16 protein-coding genes are annotated in these 15942 nt (G+C 36.4%); 7 read left to right on the plus strand and 9 right to left on the minus strand.

The window, feature by feature from the left end:
• Positions 1-424 precede the first annotated feature (424 nt).
• Complete coding sequence (locus tag NK356_RS22870) at positions 425-769, plus strand: zinc ribbon domain-containing protein YjdM (protein WP_034697018.1); 345 nt, start codon at positions 425-427, stop codon at positions 767-769.
• Positions 770-1064: 295 nt separating this feature from the next.
• Here the strand turns inward: NK356_RS22870 and NK356_RS22875 are convergent, their stop codons facing one another.
• On the minus strand, positions 1065-2000 hold the full coding sequence (locus NK356_RS22875) for a sulfate/molybdate ABC transporter ATP-binding protein (protein WP_253318139.1): 936 nt from the start codon (positions 1998-2000) through the stop codon (positions 1065-1067).
• Positions 2001-2075: 75 nt separating this feature from the next.
• On the opposite strand from NK356_RS22875, the gene NK356_RS22880 reads away from it, so the two are divergent.
• Both NK356_RS22880 and pheS read left to right on the plus strand, forming a co-directional pair.
• Positions 2076-2735 carry a YceI family protein gene (locus NK356_RS22880; protein ID WP_253318140.1) on the plus strand — a complete coding sequence of 220 codons (660 nt, stop codon included), beginning with the start codon at positions 2076-2078 and terminating at the stop codon, positions 2733-2735.
• Between the two features lie 127 nt (positions 2736-2862).
• On the plus strand, positions 2863-3873 hold the full coding sequence (gene pheS, locus NK356_RS22885) for a phenylalanine--tRNA ligase subunit alpha (RefSeq protein ID WP_034697023.1): 1011 nt from the start codon (positions 2863-2865) through the stop codon (positions 3871-3873).
• A gap of 401 nt (positions 3874-4274) precedes the next feature.
• On the opposite strand, the gene NK356_RS22890 is transcribed toward pheS, so the two are convergent.
• Positions 4275-5045, minus strand: a complete 771-nt coding sequence (locus NK356_RS22890; RefSeq protein ID WP_253318141.1) for a DUF3108 domain-containing protein — start codon at positions 5043-5045, stop codon at positions 4275-4277.
• Between the two features lie 153 nt (positions 5046-5198).
• Here NK356_RS22890 and NK356_RS22895 point away from each other — a divergent pair, with 153 nt between their 5' ends.
• On the plus strand, positions 5199-6254 hold the full coding sequence (locus NK356_RS22895) for an NAD(P)/FAD-dependent oxidoreductase (RefSeq protein ID WP_034697025.1): 1056 nt from the start codon (positions 5199-5201) through the stop codon (positions 6252-6254).
• A gap of 12 nt (positions 6255-6266) precedes the next feature.
• Complete coding sequence (locus tag NK356_RS22900; RefSeq protein WP_034697026.1) at positions 6267-6596, plus strand: 2Fe-2S iron-sulfur cluster-binding protein; 330 nt, start codon at positions 6267-6269, stop codon at positions 6594-6596.
• 76 nt (positions 6597-6672) lie between these two features.
• Here the strand turns inward: NK356_RS22900 and NK356_RS22905 are convergent, their stop codons facing one another.
• The 4 genes from NK356_RS22905 to NK356_RS22920 all read right to left on the minus strand — a co-directional run bounded on the left by NK356_RS22905 (position 6673) and on the right by NK356_RS22920 (position 10094).
• Entirely contained in the window at positions 6673-7254 is a 582-nt protein-coding gene (locus NK356_RS22905) for a TIGR00730 family Rossman fold protein (protein WP_034697028.1), read from the minus strand.
• Positions 7255-7449: 195 nt separating this feature from the next.
• Positions 7450-8892, minus strand: a complete 1443-nt coding sequence (locus NK356_RS22910; RefSeq protein ID WP_253318142.1) for an aminoacyl-histidine dipeptidase — start codon at positions 8890-8892, stop codon at positions 7450-7452.
• A gap of 81 nt (positions 8893-8973) precedes the next feature.
• Entirely contained in the window at positions 8974-9465 is a 492-nt protein-coding gene (locus tag NK356_RS22915; RefSeq protein WP_034697030.1) for a hypothetical protein, read from the minus strand.
• A 23-nt stretch (positions 9466-9488) separates the two neighbouring features.
• Entirely contained in the window at positions 9489-10094 is a 606-nt protein-coding gene (locus NK356_RS22920; protein WP_034697031.1) for a hypothetical protein, read from the minus strand.
• Between the two features lie 238 nt (positions 10095-10332).
• Between NK356_RS22920 and recR the strand changes: the two genes are divergently transcribed.
• Together recR and NK356_RS22930 are read left to right on the plus strand one after the other, a co-directional pair.
• Entirely contained in the window at positions 10333-10944 is a 612-nt protein-coding gene (gene recR, locus NK356_RS22925) for a recombination mediator RecR (RefSeq protein ID WP_034697032.1), read from the plus strand.
• Complete coding sequence (locus NK356_RS22930; protein WP_156106481.1) at positions 10940-11779, plus strand: glycosyltransferase family 2 protein; 840 nt, start codon at positions 10940-10942, stop codon at positions 11777-11779. The genes recR and NK356_RS22930 overlap by 5 nt, the downstream gene beginning before the upstream one ends.
• A gap of 51 nt (positions 11780-11830) precedes the next feature.
• On the opposite strand, the gene secG is transcribed toward NK356_RS22930, so the two are convergent.
• The 3 genes from secG to NK356_RS22945 form a co-directional block, all read right to left on the minus strand.
• Positions 11831-12181: a preprotein translocase subunit SecG gene (secG, locus tag NK356_RS22935; RefSeq protein ID WP_034697035.1), complete on the minus strand. Its 351-nt coding sequence runs from the start codon at positions 12179-12181 to the stop codon at positions 11831-11833.
• Positions 12182-12315: 134 nt separating this feature from the next.
• Positions 12316-14361: a pitrilysin family protein gene (locus tag NK356_RS22940; RefSeq protein WP_253318143.1), complete on the minus strand. Its 2046-nt coding sequence runs from the start codon at positions 14359-14361 to the stop codon at positions 12316-12318.
• A 52-nt stretch (positions 14362-14413) separates the two neighbouring features.
• Positions 14414-15727, minus strand: a complete 1314-nt coding sequence (locus NK356_RS22945; RefSeq protein ID WP_034697037.1) for a pitrilysin family protein — start codon at positions 15725-15727, stop codon at positions 14414-14416.
• Between the last annotated feature and the right edge of the window lie 215 nt (positions 15728-15942).

The raw sequence follows: 15942 nt of genomic DNA on the forward strand, positions 1-15942 counted from the left end.
GTACAGATCAGTTTTCTAATGGAAGGTGGCGCATTCACCATTCACTTTGCAAAGCAAAAATTGACTATTGACAATCTGAGATTCAGTAGTGAATGGTCAATCTGTTTATTGATTTTTTAAGTGGTAGAAATACATTTTAATGCTGAATTTGTAAAGATTTTCCGAATATTTATATTTTTTATTTGTTGACAATAACCTTTTCACTTTAAAACAAATACACCTATGTTTTTGCTTAATGAAAAATATTTGCTGACAAAATATACACTGTTCATTACTATACCTTATTTTCTTTGTAGCAAGTTTATTTAATTTGTATTAATTCACTATATTGTGTTATATTAAGGTGCGCTTATTATCTACTATACTGAACTTTATCTCTTGACTTCAACCTCTAAAAATTTTTACCTTTGCAAAAAATAAGAATATGAGTGATACAATACTTTGTCCAAAATGCAGCTCCGAGTTTACCTATCCGAGCGATAATATGATGGTATGTTCCCAATGTTTCTATGAATGGGATCCGGCAGAAGTAGCTGCAGAAGCTGCTAATGAAGGAAAAATTCTGGACTCCAACGGAAATGAACTTCAGGATGGAGATTCTGTAGTGGTAGTAAAAGATCTTCCGGTAAAAGGAGCACCAAAACCGGTAAAAGCAGGGACGAAAGTGAAAAATATCCGCCTGAGACCAGGAAGTGATCACAATATTGACTGTAAAATTGATGGTTTTGGAGCAATGGCTCTTAAGTCAGAATTTGTAAAGAAAGCATAAGAAAACATTGTTTTTTTATGTCCTAAAAATAAGAAAAGGAAAAAATTGGACAGTGTAATCTTTCAAAAGACTTAATTGCAAGATTGCTAATGTCCGTCTGGAAGGCAGAAAGAGAAATAACCAAAAATTTCCTTATACTTTGGAGATACAAATGTAAGAAAAAGTTTGATAACTGATTCTTATGTTTGTATTTTTTTTATTGATAAGTGTAAGTGAATGTAGGAGTTATGTCTGGAATAATAAAAGCTGAAAACAGCAAAACTGTCTAAGGTTTGCCTTGTGTTTTTACTAGCCTTTAAACAAACGAAAGATACGTTGTTCCTGATATTTTCTCATCCGTATACACAACAAGTTCCTTTTCTTTTGCTTTTAATTTATTCCAGTAATAATTTCCAGCAAATCTGCTTTCAAGAACTTCAGTTTCAATACCGGTTTCTGTAATTTTAATTTCTTTAGGATAATAAGAAAACTTTTGAAGCTTGAAATCTTCTGCTTCAGCCTCACTGAAAATATTTACTTCTCCAAATAATTTAGCCACATAAGAGTTGTAAGGATTTCTGTAGGTTTCTTCCGGGCTGTCATTCTGAATCAGTCTTCCATCCTGCAGAATAACAATCTGATCCAGCCATGGCATAATATCCTGAAGTTCATGAGTGGAAATAATCAGAGAAACGCCATGCTGTTTTACATATCTGAAAAGTCTTTCTCTGAGCTCAATTTTTCTCGGAAAATCCAGATTACTAAAGGGTTCATCTAAAATAAGAAGTTTGGGAAGTACAGACAATGCTCTGGCAATAGCCACTCTTTGCTGTTGTCCGCCGCTTAGGTATTTTGGAAGTACATTCGCAAATTCCTGAAGTCCTACTACTTCAAGAAGTTCCGTTACGGTTTCTTTTTTTTGTTTTAAATTGATATTAGAAATAAATTTTCCTACGTTTTCAGCCACTGTAGCGTAGGGCATAAGATCAAAATTCTGTGCTACGAATTTCATTTCAGCTTCTCCCGGAACAAGATTTCCTTTCGGTCCCAAAAGCTTTGTTCCGTTAAAAATAATCTCTCCGCTTTCCCAATCCAAAAGACCATAAATAAGGTTAAGAAGAGTAGATTTTCCACATCCGCTTTCACCGGCAAGAGCTATAATTCTGTTTTCTTCAAACCTTAGGTTAAGGTTCTGAAACAGGGGATTTTCTTTGTTGTGAGAGAAAAATAAATTGTTTATTTCTAATAGCATATTACAAATGTAAGGTTTTTATGAAAACATAATTTTTTTTATTATATTAGCGGAACTAATAAAAATAAATCAAAAATGAGAAAAAAACTGTTTTCATTAGCTATTCCTGCATTATTTATCGCTGCTGTAATGGTTTCTTGTAAAAAAGACAAACCACTTACCAGTGAAAGTAATGAGGTGACGACTACTAAAGAAGGTAGCCAGTTCACTTTGGATACGCTAAACAGTAAGGTTGAATGGAAGGGATATAAAGTATTTAAATCTGAGAATACAAGCCATTTTGGAACAATCAGGTTTGAAAGTGGAGATGTGACGGTGAAAGACGGAAAACTGGAAAGCGGAAAATTCGTTGCTGATATGAACTCTTTAACTTCTGTGGATTTGAAAGACAGCCCGGAAGATTTAGGAAAATTAAATGGCCACCTGAAAAGCGGTGATTTCTTTGAAGTTGAAAAATTCCCAACAGCTTCTTATGAGATTACAAAGGTTACTCCGGCTACAGAAGGTGATTACAATACTCTTTTAGATGGTAATTTAACGATTAAAGGAATTACAAAACCTATTCAGTTTAAAGCTAACGTTTCTGTGAAAGATGGAGAAGTAAGTGTAGCTACTGAGCCGAAAGATATCAAGAGAGAAGAGTTTGGAGTGAAGTTCCAGGCTCCTGCTGAAAACGGCGTGATTAAAGACGAGGTAACTCTTCAGATCAGCGTTAAAGCTTTGGAAAAGAAATAATTTTTTTATTTAAGTGAAATAAGTGATTGAAGTCTGCCTCCCGAAAAAGAGGCAGATTTTTTTATGACGGACTTATTATTCAACTTAAAAGTCGTATTTTTGCAAAACATTTTGAAAGGGTAAAACAATGATAGAAAAGATAGAAGAATTACTGGTCGAAGTAAATGGCTTCAATGCTACCTCTAAGGAAGATATCGAAAACTTCCGAATCAAGTACAATGGTAAAAAAGGGGTTCTTAATGATTTTTACGAAACATTAAAAGAAGTTCCTAACGATCAAAAGAAAGATTTCGGACAGAAGATCAACACTTTGAAACAGGCAGTTGCTGTAAAACTGGAGGATTTGAAAAATGCTTCAGCATCTTCTGTTGTGGTTGAAAAAGAAGATCTTACAAGACCCGCTTTTCCATTGGAATTGGGTTCAAGACATCCGATCAATCTGGTAAAAAACAGAATTATTGAAATCTTCAAATCTATTGGCTTTGCTGTAGCAGACGGTCCGGAGATTGAAGATGACTGGCATAACTTTACAGCGCTTAACCTTCCGGAATACCATCCGGCAAGAGATATGCAGGATACATTCTTCATTGAGCAGAATCCTGATATTCTTTTAAGAACGCATACTTCTTCCGTACAGACCCGTTATATGGAAGAAAATCAGCCGCCTATCAGAATTTTATCTCCGGGAAGAGTGTTCAGAAATGAAGCAATCTCTTCACGTTCTCACTGTATTTTCCATCAGATTGAAGGATTATATATTGACGAGAATGTAAGCTTTGCAGATTTAAAGCAGACTATCCAGTTCTTTACAACTGAGCTTTTCGGAAAATCTAAAATCAGAATGAGACCTTCTTTCTTCCCATTCACAGAGCCAAGTGCTGAGATTGATGTGTATTGGGGATTAAACTCTGAAACGGATTATAGAATTACCAAAGGTACAGGATGGCTTGAGATCATGGGATGTGGAATGGTAGACCCTGCTGTACTGAAAAATGTGAATATTGATTCTGAGAAATATTCAGGATATGCATTCGGAATGGGTATTGAAAGAATTACCATGCTTCTTTACCAGATGAGTGACATCAGAATGTTCTTCGAAAATGATATCAGAACACTGGAACAGTTCAAAACACTATAAAAAATCAAACCTCCGGAGCTCCGGAGGTTTTTGTTTTTAATTACTGACCTAAGAAACAAAACGTAATTAAAAACTGATCTTATTGAAAAATTTACACGTGTCTGTTTCTTATGCCCATACTTCGGATCAACCACTGTTGAATTGAAGTATTGACATGCTGCAGTTCTCTGTCTGCCTCTATTATAAAGACAATCTGTGTTAACTTTCTATTACATTGAACATAAAAAAGCCTGTCTCAAAAGTGTCATTCTGAACACAGACTGAAAGTCTGCGAACGAAGTTCATAAATGGAGTGAAGAATCTCAGGTTATTAATTATCGATGAGATTCTTCCTTCGTCAGAATGACAAAAATCAAATTATTTGACTTTTGAGACAGGTTTTATCTTTAAAACTGATGATTTTATTTGCTGAACTTTAAAGGGTATTTTACATTCTTATAATCGTCAATACTTGCTTTCAGTGATCCTACTGCAAGCTCTGTTTTCAATAGCATAGGAACGTGGTTAGCATCATTGGAAACCCACATCGTTACGCCTTCTTTTTCTTTAAATACTCTTCCGCTCTTTACCGATGGAATAATCTTTAAACAGTTGATCGTACCAAATTTTGTCTTTAAATTTTCTGTTCCTGTTACTTTCAGCTGGAAAGGAAACATTTCATCATCAATCCATACATTCATATTAATAACAGTTCCCACTTTCAGTTCATCCGGGCTTTTACTTCTTAAATAATAAAAGCACGAAAGCATATCCTGAACGCCTTTTACTGATTTTAAAACCTTAGAACCATTGGCCGGAGTCTTTTTATCAGTTAATATTAAAGTATTATTATCGTGATTAAAAACTGTTTCAAAATGCTGGCGGTAGCTTCCTTCACGTACATTTCTGACATAAAAACTTGGTAATCCCGTCTGTGTATTGATGAAACTTTCATATAAGTCTTCTACTTTGAAGAATGCTTTTACAGCACCTGTGGTCTGTCCTGTTCCTTTTACATAAAGATGAGGAACCCCTTTGTACGTGGTTTGCTTTGTAGTAAGGTTGGCAGTTCCGGCATTGAGGAAACCATAGTGAATTCTAAGAGTAATAGATTCGCCGTCTGCGATATTATCAATCTGGGCTGAGCCAAAAAAGAATATTAATAATGCAAAAAGGATTGAAATTTTCTTCATAACAAGACATTTACAAAAACATTGCCAAATTTAAAATCTTAATTAATAGATATTTGACAAATCTCAGGTTTTTATTTAGAATCAATTAAATATGCTTCGCATTAAAATTAGTAAATTTGCAGTTACATGTATAATTAAATTATCTTAAAGATTATGATAACCACTGATATATTGATCATAGGTGCGGGACCTACAGGACTTTTTGCAGTTTTTGAAGCTGGTTTATTAAAAATGAAGTGTCATATTATTGATGCGCTTCCACAGCCGGGAGGGCAATTGGCAGAACTTTATCCTAAAAAACCGATCTTCGATATTCCTGGTTATCCTTCCGTGAATGCTGGAGAATTAGTAGATAATTTGATGGAGCAGATCAAACAGTTTCAACCTGGATTTACTTTGGGAGAAACCGCTGTTTCTTATACAAAAGTAGATGACGAGTGGTTTGAAGTGATCACAAACAAAGGAACTGTTCACAGATGTAAAGCGATTGCTATTGCAGGTGGATTAGGAACATTTGAGCCACGAAAACCTACTTTTGACAATCTTGCTGATTATGAAGAGAAAGGTCTTGAATACTTCGTTAAAGAACCTGAACATTTCAGAAATAAAAAAGTAGTGATCGCCGGAGGTGGAGATTCTGCTTTGGACTGGAGTGTTTTCCTTTCAAACGTTGCAAGTGAAGTGACTTTGATCCACAGAAGAAATGAGTTCAGAGGAGCTTTGGATTCTGTAGAGAAAGTTCAGGATCTGAAAAACCAGGGGAAAATCAAATTAATTACTCCTGCAGAAGTTACCGGTATTAAAGGGGACGGAAAAGTAGAAGCAATCACTGTAGAAGTTGAAGGGCAGGAAGCTTACGATATTGAAACAGATTATTTCATTCCTTTATTCGGATTGACACCAAAATTGGGTGAGATCGGAAACTGGGGACTGAATATCGAGAAAAATGCAATCGTTGTAAATAACGCTCTTGATTATCAGACTAACATTGATGGGATCTATGCTATCGGAGATATCAACACCTACCCTGGAAAACTGAAGTTGATCCTTTGTGGTTTCCACGAGGCTACTTTAATGTGTCAGAGTGTGTATAACAGACTAAATCCTGGTAAAAAATTCGTATTAAAATATACAACGGTAAGTGGTGTTGACGGATTTGACGGAAGCCGTAAAGAAGCAGAGAAGGCAGTTGTGAAAAAAATTGACTAATTTTGCAGAATTATGTCAGACGTTAATATTAAAATCACCGACAGAGAAGGTGTAACCCACGATGTCGTAGCTCCTACGGATATGTCCATGAACTTAATGGAAATTATCCGTTCCTATGAATTGGCAGAAGAAGGTACTATTGGGGTATGCGGAGGAATGGCGATGTGTGCTTCATGCCAGGTATATGTAATAAATGATCCCGGTTTGGAACCGATGGGAGATGAAGAAGATGCCATGCTGGCTGAGGCTTTCCATGTGAAAGACAACAGCAGATTGGGATGCCAGTTACATATTGCCGATGCCATGGAAGGACTCGAAGTGGAAATTGCTCCTTATCCTTAGAAAATATTTTTTAATCTTAATAAGAAACCCGTCCGAATTTTTCGGACGGGTTTTGTTTTTTATAAAACTTTACCATTTAAATCTCTTCCTTAGAAATCCACTTTCCAACCGTAGGCGCCTGATAATTTCTCATTTTTTCCAACAGATCATCAATGGTATCACTAATCAGCAGCATATCTCTGTTTACCTGCTTTAAAAATCCTTTATCTACCATCGTCTGAACCAGATTGATCAGGTCATTATAAAATCCGTCAATATTTAAAATTCCGATGGGTTTTTTGTGAAGCCCGAGCTGTGCCCATGTAATCATCTCGAAAAACTCTTCCAGCGTTCCGTAGCCGCCGGGTAGAACGATAACTCCATCACAAAGTTCATTCATTTTGGTTTTTCTTTCGTGCATGGTTTCCACGATGATAAGTTCTGTCAGGTTCTTGTGGGCAATTTCTTTGGATTGTAAAAAGTGGGGGAGGACTCCAATGACCTTGCCTCCTTCGGCCAATGCTCCGTCTGCTATGGTTCCCATCAAACCAACATCAGCACCGCCATAAATAAGCTGTATACCTTGTTGAGCTAAAGTTTGTCCCAATAAAAATGCCTGTTCTTTGTAAATGTCATGCGAACCAAAACTTGAGCCGCAGAATACAGTGATACTTTTCATTGTATAAGATTTGTTTTTATGCTATTGTTGGGATGCTTCAACAAGCTCAGCATGACGCAGCTAAAAATTGATCTCTAAAAAAACGGTAGTATTAGAGAGGTCATGCTGAGCCTGTCGAAGCATCTTTATTTCAATTAAAACTAAAATATCCAAAATCATAAGACTTTGGATATTCAATATACTCATTTTAATGTTCTATTTCTGAGGAATATTTGCTAAAATATCTTTCAGGAAGCTCCAGAATTTCTGAGTAGAAGGGATGTTTGCCTTCTCATCAGGAGAGTGAGCTCCTCTGATCGTTGGCCCAAAGCTTACCATTTCCATTTCAGGATAGTTGGCACCGATGATCCCACATTCAAGACCTGCGTGGCAAGCTACTACATGAGGTTTTTCAGTGAACTTTTCAATATAAAGCTTCTCCATCAATTGTACAATTTCTGAACCTGGTTTTGGTTTCCATCCTGGGTAAGATCCGCTGAATTCAACGTTCATTCCAGCCAGCTCTGCTACAGATTTTAATTGTTCTGCCACTGAATATTTGGAAGAATCTACAGAAGATCTTGTCAGATTTAAAATCTTAAGTTCTCCACCTTTCAGTTCTACTCTTGCAACGTTGTTGGAAGCTTCTACAAGATCAGCTACATCAGGGCTCATTCTGTAAACTCCATTGTGAAGAGCTTTTAAAGTAGAGATCACTTTTTTAGAATCTCCTTCTGAAATAGCTTTATCAGAAGATGTAGAGTTCTCAATATTGATCTGAAGTCCCGGTTCTACAGTCGCGAATTCTTCTAAGATATCTTTTTTAAGAGAAGTTGCATTGTCTATAAATTCCTGAGCGTTTCTCACAGAAATCAGAGCTGCTCCTTCTCTTGGAATTGCATTTCTCAATCCTCCGCTGTCAATTGAAATTAATTCAATATTTTGGTTTTCCAGTCCGGTGTAAAGAAGTCTTCCCAAAATAATATTGGCATTTCCGAAACCTTTATGGATATCCATTCCGGAGTGACCTCCCTGAAGACCTTTTACTTCAAGTCTTACAATTTGTCCTTTTGAAGCTTCTGTAGCATACGTTTGAGTAATGGTTACATCTACACCTCCTGCACAGCCGATATCGATTTCATCATCTTCTTCAGTATCAAGGTTCAATAGAATTTGTCCTGTCAATTGTCCTGGTTTTAATCCTAAAGCACCCGTCATTCCTGTCTCTTCATCAATCGTGAAAAGAGCTTCCAATGCAGGGTGTGGAATATCTGAGCTTTCAAGGATAGACATGATGGTAGCTACTCCTAACCCATTATCAGCGCCCAAAGTAGTTCCTTTAGCCTTTACCCAGTCACCATCAATTTCCATTTTGATTCCTTCTGTTTCAAAATCGAAATTCACATCATTGTTTTTCTGGCAAACCATATCAAGGTGCGATTGAAGCACGATAGATTTACGGTTTTCCATTCCTGCAGTGGCAGGTTTTTTAATAATAACGTTTCCTACTTCATCAACCGTAGTTTCCAGTCCTAAATCTTCACCAAATCCTTTGATAAAAGCAATCACTTTTTCCTCCTTTTTTGAAGGTCTTGGAACTGCATTTAATTTGGAGAAGTTTTTCCAGATGATCTGCGGTTCTATATTAGATAATTCCATTGAAATTTATTTTTCTCAAATTTACGAAATAAAAAATGCTTCCGTGAGATACAGAAGCATTTTTGTATGATTTTGCTTTTATTAACAACCACACTCTCCATAGATCGGAGTGGTAAATGTGGTGCCGTCTGGTTTCTCTATAGTCAGAGTTCCTTCAAACAGTAAAGCTTCTTCGCCTTTTATTTTTTTACCTTTTACAGAAATTTTATAATCATCATTTTCTATTTCTTTGGTAAGCAATTCATCTACCTCCATATCACTTGATGAGATAAGATTCATGGCCAGTCTTTTGCCATCCAGCATCATATAAGCTGTTTTTCCGGCATCATCAGCGTAGATGTATCTTTCATTTTCAAAATCAGTTTTGCTTGCAGCAAAATAACAGGAGCATTCTTTGATTTCTTTTGGAAAAGGGATTGTTCCTACCAGAATATCTCCTGAAGAATGACCTGTTGATGCACTGTCTTTAGCAACATGCAAAGAATCGGCAGTAGCAGAACCTGAAACAGTTTCTTTCTCCTTTTTACAGGCTACCAGTAGAAATGCTGAAAATAAAATGATTAAATATTTCATGTGTTTGTGGTTTTATTATTTGTTTATCCTCTTGCTCTTTCAAGAAGTGTCATCATTAATAGAGAAAGGATTACCAAGCTTTCTTCTTCATCATCAATATCGATCAGTCTGTCCAGCTGGAATCTTCTTCCAAAGAATGAAGGCATTTTTTTCAGTTTAAAATAAGCCTTTCCATCAATTCCTGTTACAGTATACGATGGGTTAAGGAAATACCCGGTAAACATTCCGATGATAGGAAGTTCTCCTACAAAGCTGTCCCAGAATCTTACCCAGGCACTATCTTCCTGAATTTTAAACTTAGGCTGATCGTGTGCATCCAGGATATCATAACTTGCTTTCCAGATAGAACGCATTCCTTTTCTCGCCAGTCTACCAAAGTTTTTATTGTCGATAAGATCATTCAAAGAATAAGAAGCATTAAAATCAATCCATTGATTTGCTCTGATTCTGAAAAGTTCTTTAGACTTGCTTTCATCATTAAAAACGATAACATCTTCTTTCAACTTGAACATTTTCTGACGAACATATGCTACATAATTTCCGTTTTTGTCAGTAATGTTGAAGTCTCCTGCTAAAGTAGTGATTTTGAATTTGAAATCCAGAGGATAATTAAGGTTGTTAAGTACCATGTCAGTTTATTTTTTTCATATTTAATTTAAGCCGCAAATATAAAGGTTTTTTTTAGTGTTCTCAGGTATGGGAGAAATTTAAAACATCATCATGAGACATTAATCTCATAGTCAATTGTCAATTTTTGCTGCGCAAAGTCAATTGTCAATAATCACTTTATACAAATTCATAATCGAAGCGAATTGACGACTCACTATTCACTATCAATTATCAACTTTAATCCTTATTTTTGTACCTATGGATTACCCTAGTAAAGTATTGGCAAAAGCAGTAGATGAGATTTCGGGATTGCCTGGGATTGGAAGAAAAACGGCTTTGAGGTTAGCACTCCATTTGTTGAAGCAGCCCAATTCCAGAGCTGTAAGTCTTGGAAACTCCCTGATTAACCTTGTCAATGAAATAAAATACTGTAAAGAATGTCACAATTTTTCAGATTTTGACATCTGCGAAATATGCAGCAATGAAAAGAGAAATGGTGAACTGATCTGTATCGTTGAAGATGTGCGTGACGTAATTGCGATTGAAAATACAGGAAAGTATACCGGAAAATATCTGATTCTTGGTGGGAAAATTTCTCCTATGGAAGGAGTAGGCCCGGGCCAGCTGAATATTCCAAGTATCGAAAAGAAACTGAATGACGGAAAGGTAAAGGAATTTATTTTCGCACTGAGTGCTACGATGGAAGGAGATACCACAGCTTATTATATTTACAAGAAATTTAAAAGTTTCAATGTGAATTTTTCAAGCATTGCAAGAGGAATTTCTGTAGGGGATGAATTGGAATATGCTGATGAAATTTCTTTAGGAAGGTCTATTATTAACAGGTTGCCTTACAACGAAAAGGATTAATATGAAGCTGTCCGTTATTATTGTTAATTACAATGTTACCCAATTGCTCAGAAGCTGTCTCCTGTCGCTCCAGAAGTATATACAGGACATAGATTATGAAGTGATTGTCATTGATAATGCTTCTACAGACAGTTCGTGGGGAGATCTTATTCCGGAATTTTCCCATGTACATTTTATATCATCTGCAACAAATGGTGGTTTTGCAAAAGCGAATAACCAGGCTGTTCAAACTGCCAAAGGAGAATATATATTGCTTTTAAATCCCGATACGGAGTTGGAAGGGTTCTATATGAAAGAATTGCTGGATTTTGCAGATGCTCAGCCTTCATTCGGGTGTCTGGGAGTGAGAATGCATGATGCAGAGGGAAATTTCCTTCCTGAAAGCAAACGCTCTGTTCCGGATATGTTCAACTCGTTTGAAAAGCTGTTTACCAATTTTAAAAAGAATAATTCGAAATCCTATTACAGGAACGACATAGAAGAAAATGCCATTGCAGAGGTGGATGTGATCACCGGAGCATTTTTATTGGCTAAAAAAGAGGTCTATGAAAAAATAGGAGGATTGGATGAAGCTTATTTTATGTATGGAGAAGATATTGATCTCTGCTATACATTTTTAAGAAATGGATATCATAATTTCTATTATGGAAAAGTTTCTATCCTTCACCATAAAGGAGAAAGTACCATCAAAGATGAAGTATATCTCAACAGATTCTATGGAGCTATGCAGATCTTCATTGATAAGTATTATAAAGAATCTAAGCCTATGCAATACTCATTTTTAAAGGCAGGATTAAAACTTCGGCATCAGATTGAAAAGATCAAGTTAAAATAAAAAGCAACTCAATTTGAGTTGCTTTTGTTGTATGTTAAGATGATATTCTTCTTATTTTGCCGGAGCTGCAGGAGTCTGTGCCGGAGTTGTTGTAGAAGAAGCAGGAGCTGACTGTTTAGCCGGAGCTTCTTTCTTAGCAGGTTGTTGTGCAGGAAGTGCCTGAGATGGTTTACCTGTGATAACAACGCTTAAAAGGATAAGAACGATGATAGTTCCGCCTAGAGTCCATGTTGCTTTTTCCATGAAATCATTGGTTCTCTGTACTCCGAACTGTGCAGATGATGCACCTCCGAATGTACTGGAAAGGCCTCCTCCTTTTGGGTTTTGTGCCATAACGATAATTACCAATAAAACACTGGCAACCATAACAAGAACCATTAGTAGTGTAAATATAGTATCCATTAATTCTTATATCTTTTTTAATGGGCAAATTTAATCTTTTTTTACTGAATGACAAAAAAAGATGTCGCCAAATGTTGATAAAAATAAAAACGGCAACAATTGTTGCCGTTTTTTCTATAAAAAATAGGATGTTCTTATTTAAAATCAGCATCAGTAGCCTTATTGATCTCATAAGATTTTACCGTCATTGTCATGTCCATTCCCATTTGGCTTACAGAAATTGTGTAAGGCATTTTCACTCCGTTTACATCTTTGTAATTAGAGAATGTTGTTGGGATGGTCATTTCCTGACCTTTAGCTTTTTCTTTTTTAGTTTCTCCGGTTTTTAATCCCGTTGCAACGCTGTAGTAATAGGTTGTATCTCCTCCTTTAATAGCATAAGAATCTTCACCTCCGATTTTCTCAATTCCGGCTAATGTATAATCAGCAGATTTTGCAAAACCTAATTCTTCGAAAAGCTCAGGATTCTTTTGTTTTTCAGCAATTTCTTCAGGTGTGATATCAACTCTTTGTCCCATTTGCATAGAATAACCGGTTTTTCCATCGAAAACCTGCTTCTGAACAACCTGTCCCATTGCTGTTACAGTGGTAAGTTCCTTTCCACCTAGTGCTTTAACGATTTTAAAATCGATGTTCTGTCCTTGCATAGACATTGAAGCATTGGTTGTGTAAGAAGTGATCTTTGCCAGATTAGCTTTTCCTCCGATAGCATTGATGTATTTGTCAACTACAGAAGCTACCGTTACACTAGCATCCACTTTTTGTACAGTTGGTTTTGCAACAGGATTCGCTTCTTTATCGAAATATTTTACAGGGTAACCTAATTTTTCCAATCCTTCAGAAATGTCAGATGCTTTACCAGCAATGAAAATTCTGCTTTGGTTTGGTAAGATCGTAGCTTTTACAGCATTGGAAACATCTGCAGCAGTTACTTTATCGATAGATTTTAAGTAATTGGTATAGAAATCAGCAGGAAGATCCTGAACTTTTTGGTTTAAAGCAAATCTTGCGATAGTAGCCGGCTGTTCCAAAGACATAATGAAAGATCCTTTCAGTTTAGCTTTAGCATTGGCCAATTCTTCCGGTTTTACTGTAGAAATAGCGTTAAGTTCATTCATGAATTCTTTAACAGCTTTGTCTGTAACTTCGTTTCTTACGCTTGCACTTGCGGAGAATTGTGGAGAATATTTGCTGGCAACCATACTTGAGTAAGCCCCATAGGTAAATCCGTTTTTCTCACGAAGGTTCATGAAAAGTCTTGCTTCACCACCACCACCAAGGATATAGTTTGCGATTGTTGCAGGGAAGTAGTTGGCGTCTTTCATTTTCAGGGTGTTCAGGTTGTTTAGTGAAACAACAGACTGTACAGCTGAAGGAACATCTACTACATTGATTTCCGTTTTAGCAACATTAGAGGCAGGTTCTAACTGTGCAATAGGAGTGTTTGCTTTTTTCCAACCTCCGAAAGCTTTCTCGATCAAAGGTTTTACCTGGTCAAACTTTACGTCTCCAACAATTACTAAATAAGCATTATCCGGAGCGTAGTATTTTTTGTAAATGTTTTGTACGTCAGCTAACTGAATTTTATTGATAGATTCAACAGTTTCAAATTCTCCTCTTGACGTATTTTTTCCATACATCAAAGCGTTAGAAACTCTTTCTGCAATAGAAGAAGCATTTTTTTCTTCAGATTTTAATCCTTCGATAGCTCTTTCTTTAGAGTTCTGAATTTCTTCAGCAGAGAATTTAGGATTAATCATAGCATCAGCCATTAAACCTAGAACTTCAGGGAAATATTTTGAAAGTGAATTGGCAGAAGCACCACCTGAAGAGAAATTAAGGTTTGCTCCAAGATAGTCTACTTTTTTATTGAAATCATCTTTGCTGATGTTGGTCGTTCCGTTTTCGAACTGTTCAGCCATAATTCCGCTTACTCCGGTTACTGCTCCTTCGTTGTATGGAGGTCTGTCCATAGAAAGACTTGCGCTTACTCTTGGTAATTTGTTGTTTTCAACCACCATTACCGTAAGGCCGTTGCTTAGCTGGAAAGTTTTTGGCTTCGCAATGTTAATCGCAGGAGTAGGTCCTGGTTTTGGCATTGCATTAAGATCTATTTTTTGTGCTGAAACCATTCCTGTAAAGAAAAACGCTGCAGCTATATATGTTAATTGCTTTTTCATTTGTAAAAATTTAATTTTTAATAATCATGTTATCACCTAAAAAGTTGAATGATTACTTTTTCTCAGGTACGTAATTGATGATTATTCTTTGGTTGGAATTAAGATACTTTTTAGCTGCATTTTGAAGATCCTGTCTGGTGATAGATCTGTAAATGTCGATTTCTTTGTTGATCAAATTCGTGTCACCCATCAATACGTGGTTGGTAGCCAATGAAGCAGCAATTCCCTGAATGCTTGAATTAGCATTTACAAACTGGTTTTCGTATTGGTTTTGAAGTTTCTGATAATCTTCTTCAGAAATCAGAGTAGTCTGTACTTTTTTGATTTCAGCATCAATGTCAGTCTGTAAAGTCTGTTTTGTAGTTTGTCCCATTGGAATTGCGAAGAAGGCGAAAATACTGTAATCTTCAAGTCCTTGGTTGAAAGCAGCTACCTGAAGTGCTTTTTTATCCTGGTCAACTAATTTTTTATATAAAACTGAAGATTTACCGTTGCTCAGATAAGAAGAAAGCATATCCAACACATAAGCATCTTTTTCTTTGTTAGCCGGAGTTCTGTACGCAAATACATAAGCCGGAAGCTGAATGTTCGGATCCGTAGCAGTAACTTCTTTTTCCTGTGTGATAGGAGCATCTTTCGGGAAATCTTTTGGATAAAGCGTTCCTTTTGGAATTCCACCATAATAGGTTTCGATCCATTTCTTGGTTTGCTCAGGTTTAATGTCTCCTGCAACCACTAAAGTAGCGTTATTCGGAACGTAATATTTTTTATAGAACGCCTGGAATTCTTCTAGTTTAGCAGAGTTCAAATCTTCCATAGAACCAATTGTTGGCCAGTTGTATGGGTGATTGGTAAATAAGTTTTTCTGAATAGTTGTGAAAAGATTTCCGTAAGGCTGGTTATCCATTCTTAATCTTTTCTCTTCTTTTACAACCTCTCTCTGTGTATCTACACCAATCTGGTTGATAACAGCGTGACGCATTCTTTCCGCTTCCATCCAAAGTCCAAGCTGTTCGTTGTTGGAAGGGAACGTTTCGTAATAATAAGTTCTGTCATTGGTGGTGTTGGCGTTGTTTTGCCCTCCGTTTGAAGAAACGATTTTGAACCATTCTCCTCTCTTGATGTTAGGAGTTCCTTCGAATAAAAGGTGTTCAAAGAAGTGAGCAAAACCTGTTCTGCCTTTTACTTCATCTTTTGCACCTACGTGGTACATTACACCTGTTGTTACAACCGGTGCCGAGTTATCCTGATGAAGAATTACGTGAAGACCATTGGGAAGGTCATACTCTTCGAATTTGATTTGCTGTGCATTCAGCATTAGCCCGAAGAAAGCTACGGCAGCAGCAGAAAGAAGTCGCTTTTTCATAAAATTTAGAAATTGTTTATCAATTAGTATGAAAAGTGAATTAAATGTTACAGAATGTATAGAAATATATATGTGACTGTGAATTGTGTATAGTGAATGGTGAATGGTGAATTCGCTTCGCTTGTGAATTTGTTACGTGATTCGGGTTGCGTGGTTTGAGATTACGAATAATTATTGCAGACAAATTTTCTAATTTGTGGTTAATCATTCACCAT

Source organism: Chryseobacterium sp. S0630, assembly GCF_024158915.1.
Taxonomy (GTDB): Bacteria; Bacteroidota; Bacteroidia; order Flavobacteriales; family Weeksellaceae; genus Chryseobacterium.

Excerpts from the sequence above, each read along its gene's own strand:
- pheS (WP_034697023.1), top strand. The coding sequence starts at position 2,863 with ATGATAGAAAAGATAGAAGAATTACTGGTCGAAGTAAATGGCTTCAAT.
- NK356_RS22870 (WP_034697018.1), top strand. The coding sequence starts at position 425 with ATGAGTGATACAATACTTTGTCCAAAATGCAGCTCCGAGTTTACCTAT.
- NK356_RS22880 (WP_253318140.1), top strand. The coding sequence starts at position 2,076 with ATGAGAAAAAAACTGTTTTCATTAGCTATTCCTGCATTATTTATCGCT.
- NK356_RS22890 (WP_253318141.1), bottom strand. The coding sequence starts at position 5,045 with ATGAAGAAAATTTCAATCCTTTTTGCATTATTAATATTCTTTTTTGGC.
- NK356_RS22910 (WP_253318142.1), bottom strand. The coding sequence starts at position 8,892 with ATGGAATTATCTAATATAGAACCGCAGATCATCTGGAAAAACTTCTCC.
- NK356_RS22920 (WP_034697031.1), bottom strand. The coding sequence starts at position 10,094 with ATGGTACTTAACAACCTTAATTATCCTCTGGATTTCAAATTCAAAATC.
- NK356_RS22905 (WP_034697028.1), bottom strand. The coding sequence starts at position 7,254 with ATGAAAAGTATCACTGTATTCTGCGGCTCAAGTTTTGGTTCGCATGAC.
- NK356_RS22900 (WP_034697026.1), top strand. The coding sequence starts at position 6,267 with ATGTCAGACGTTAATATTAAAATCACCGACAGAGAAGGTGTAACCCAC.
- NK356_RS22940 (WP_253318143.1), bottom strand. The coding sequence starts at position 14,361 with ATGAAAAAGCAATTAACATATATAGCTGCAGCGTTTTTCTTTACAGGA.
- recR (WP_034697032.1), top strand. The coding sequence starts at position 10,333 with ATGGATTACCCTAGTAAAGTATTGGCAAAAGCAGTAGATGAGATTTCG.
- NK356_RS22945 (WP_034697037.1), bottom strand. The coding sequence starts at position 15,727 with ATGAAAAAGCGACTTCTTTCTGCTGCTGCCGTAGCTTTCTTCGGGCTA.
- NK356_RS22895 (WP_034697025.1), top strand. The coding sequence starts at position 5,199 with ATGATAACCACTGATATATTGATCATAGGTGCGGGACCTACAGGACTT.
- NK356_RS22875 (WP_253318139.1), bottom strand. The coding sequence starts at position 2,000 with ATGCTATTAGAAATAAACAATTTATTTTTCTCTCACAACAAAGAAAAT.
- secG (WP_034697035.1), bottom strand. The coding sequence starts at position 12,181 with ATGGATACTATATTTACACTACTAATGGTTCTTGTTATGGTTGCCAGT.
- NK356_RS22915 (WP_034697030.1), bottom strand. The coding sequence starts at position 9,465 with ATGAAATATTTAATCATTTTATTTTCAGCATTTCTACTGGTAGCCTGT.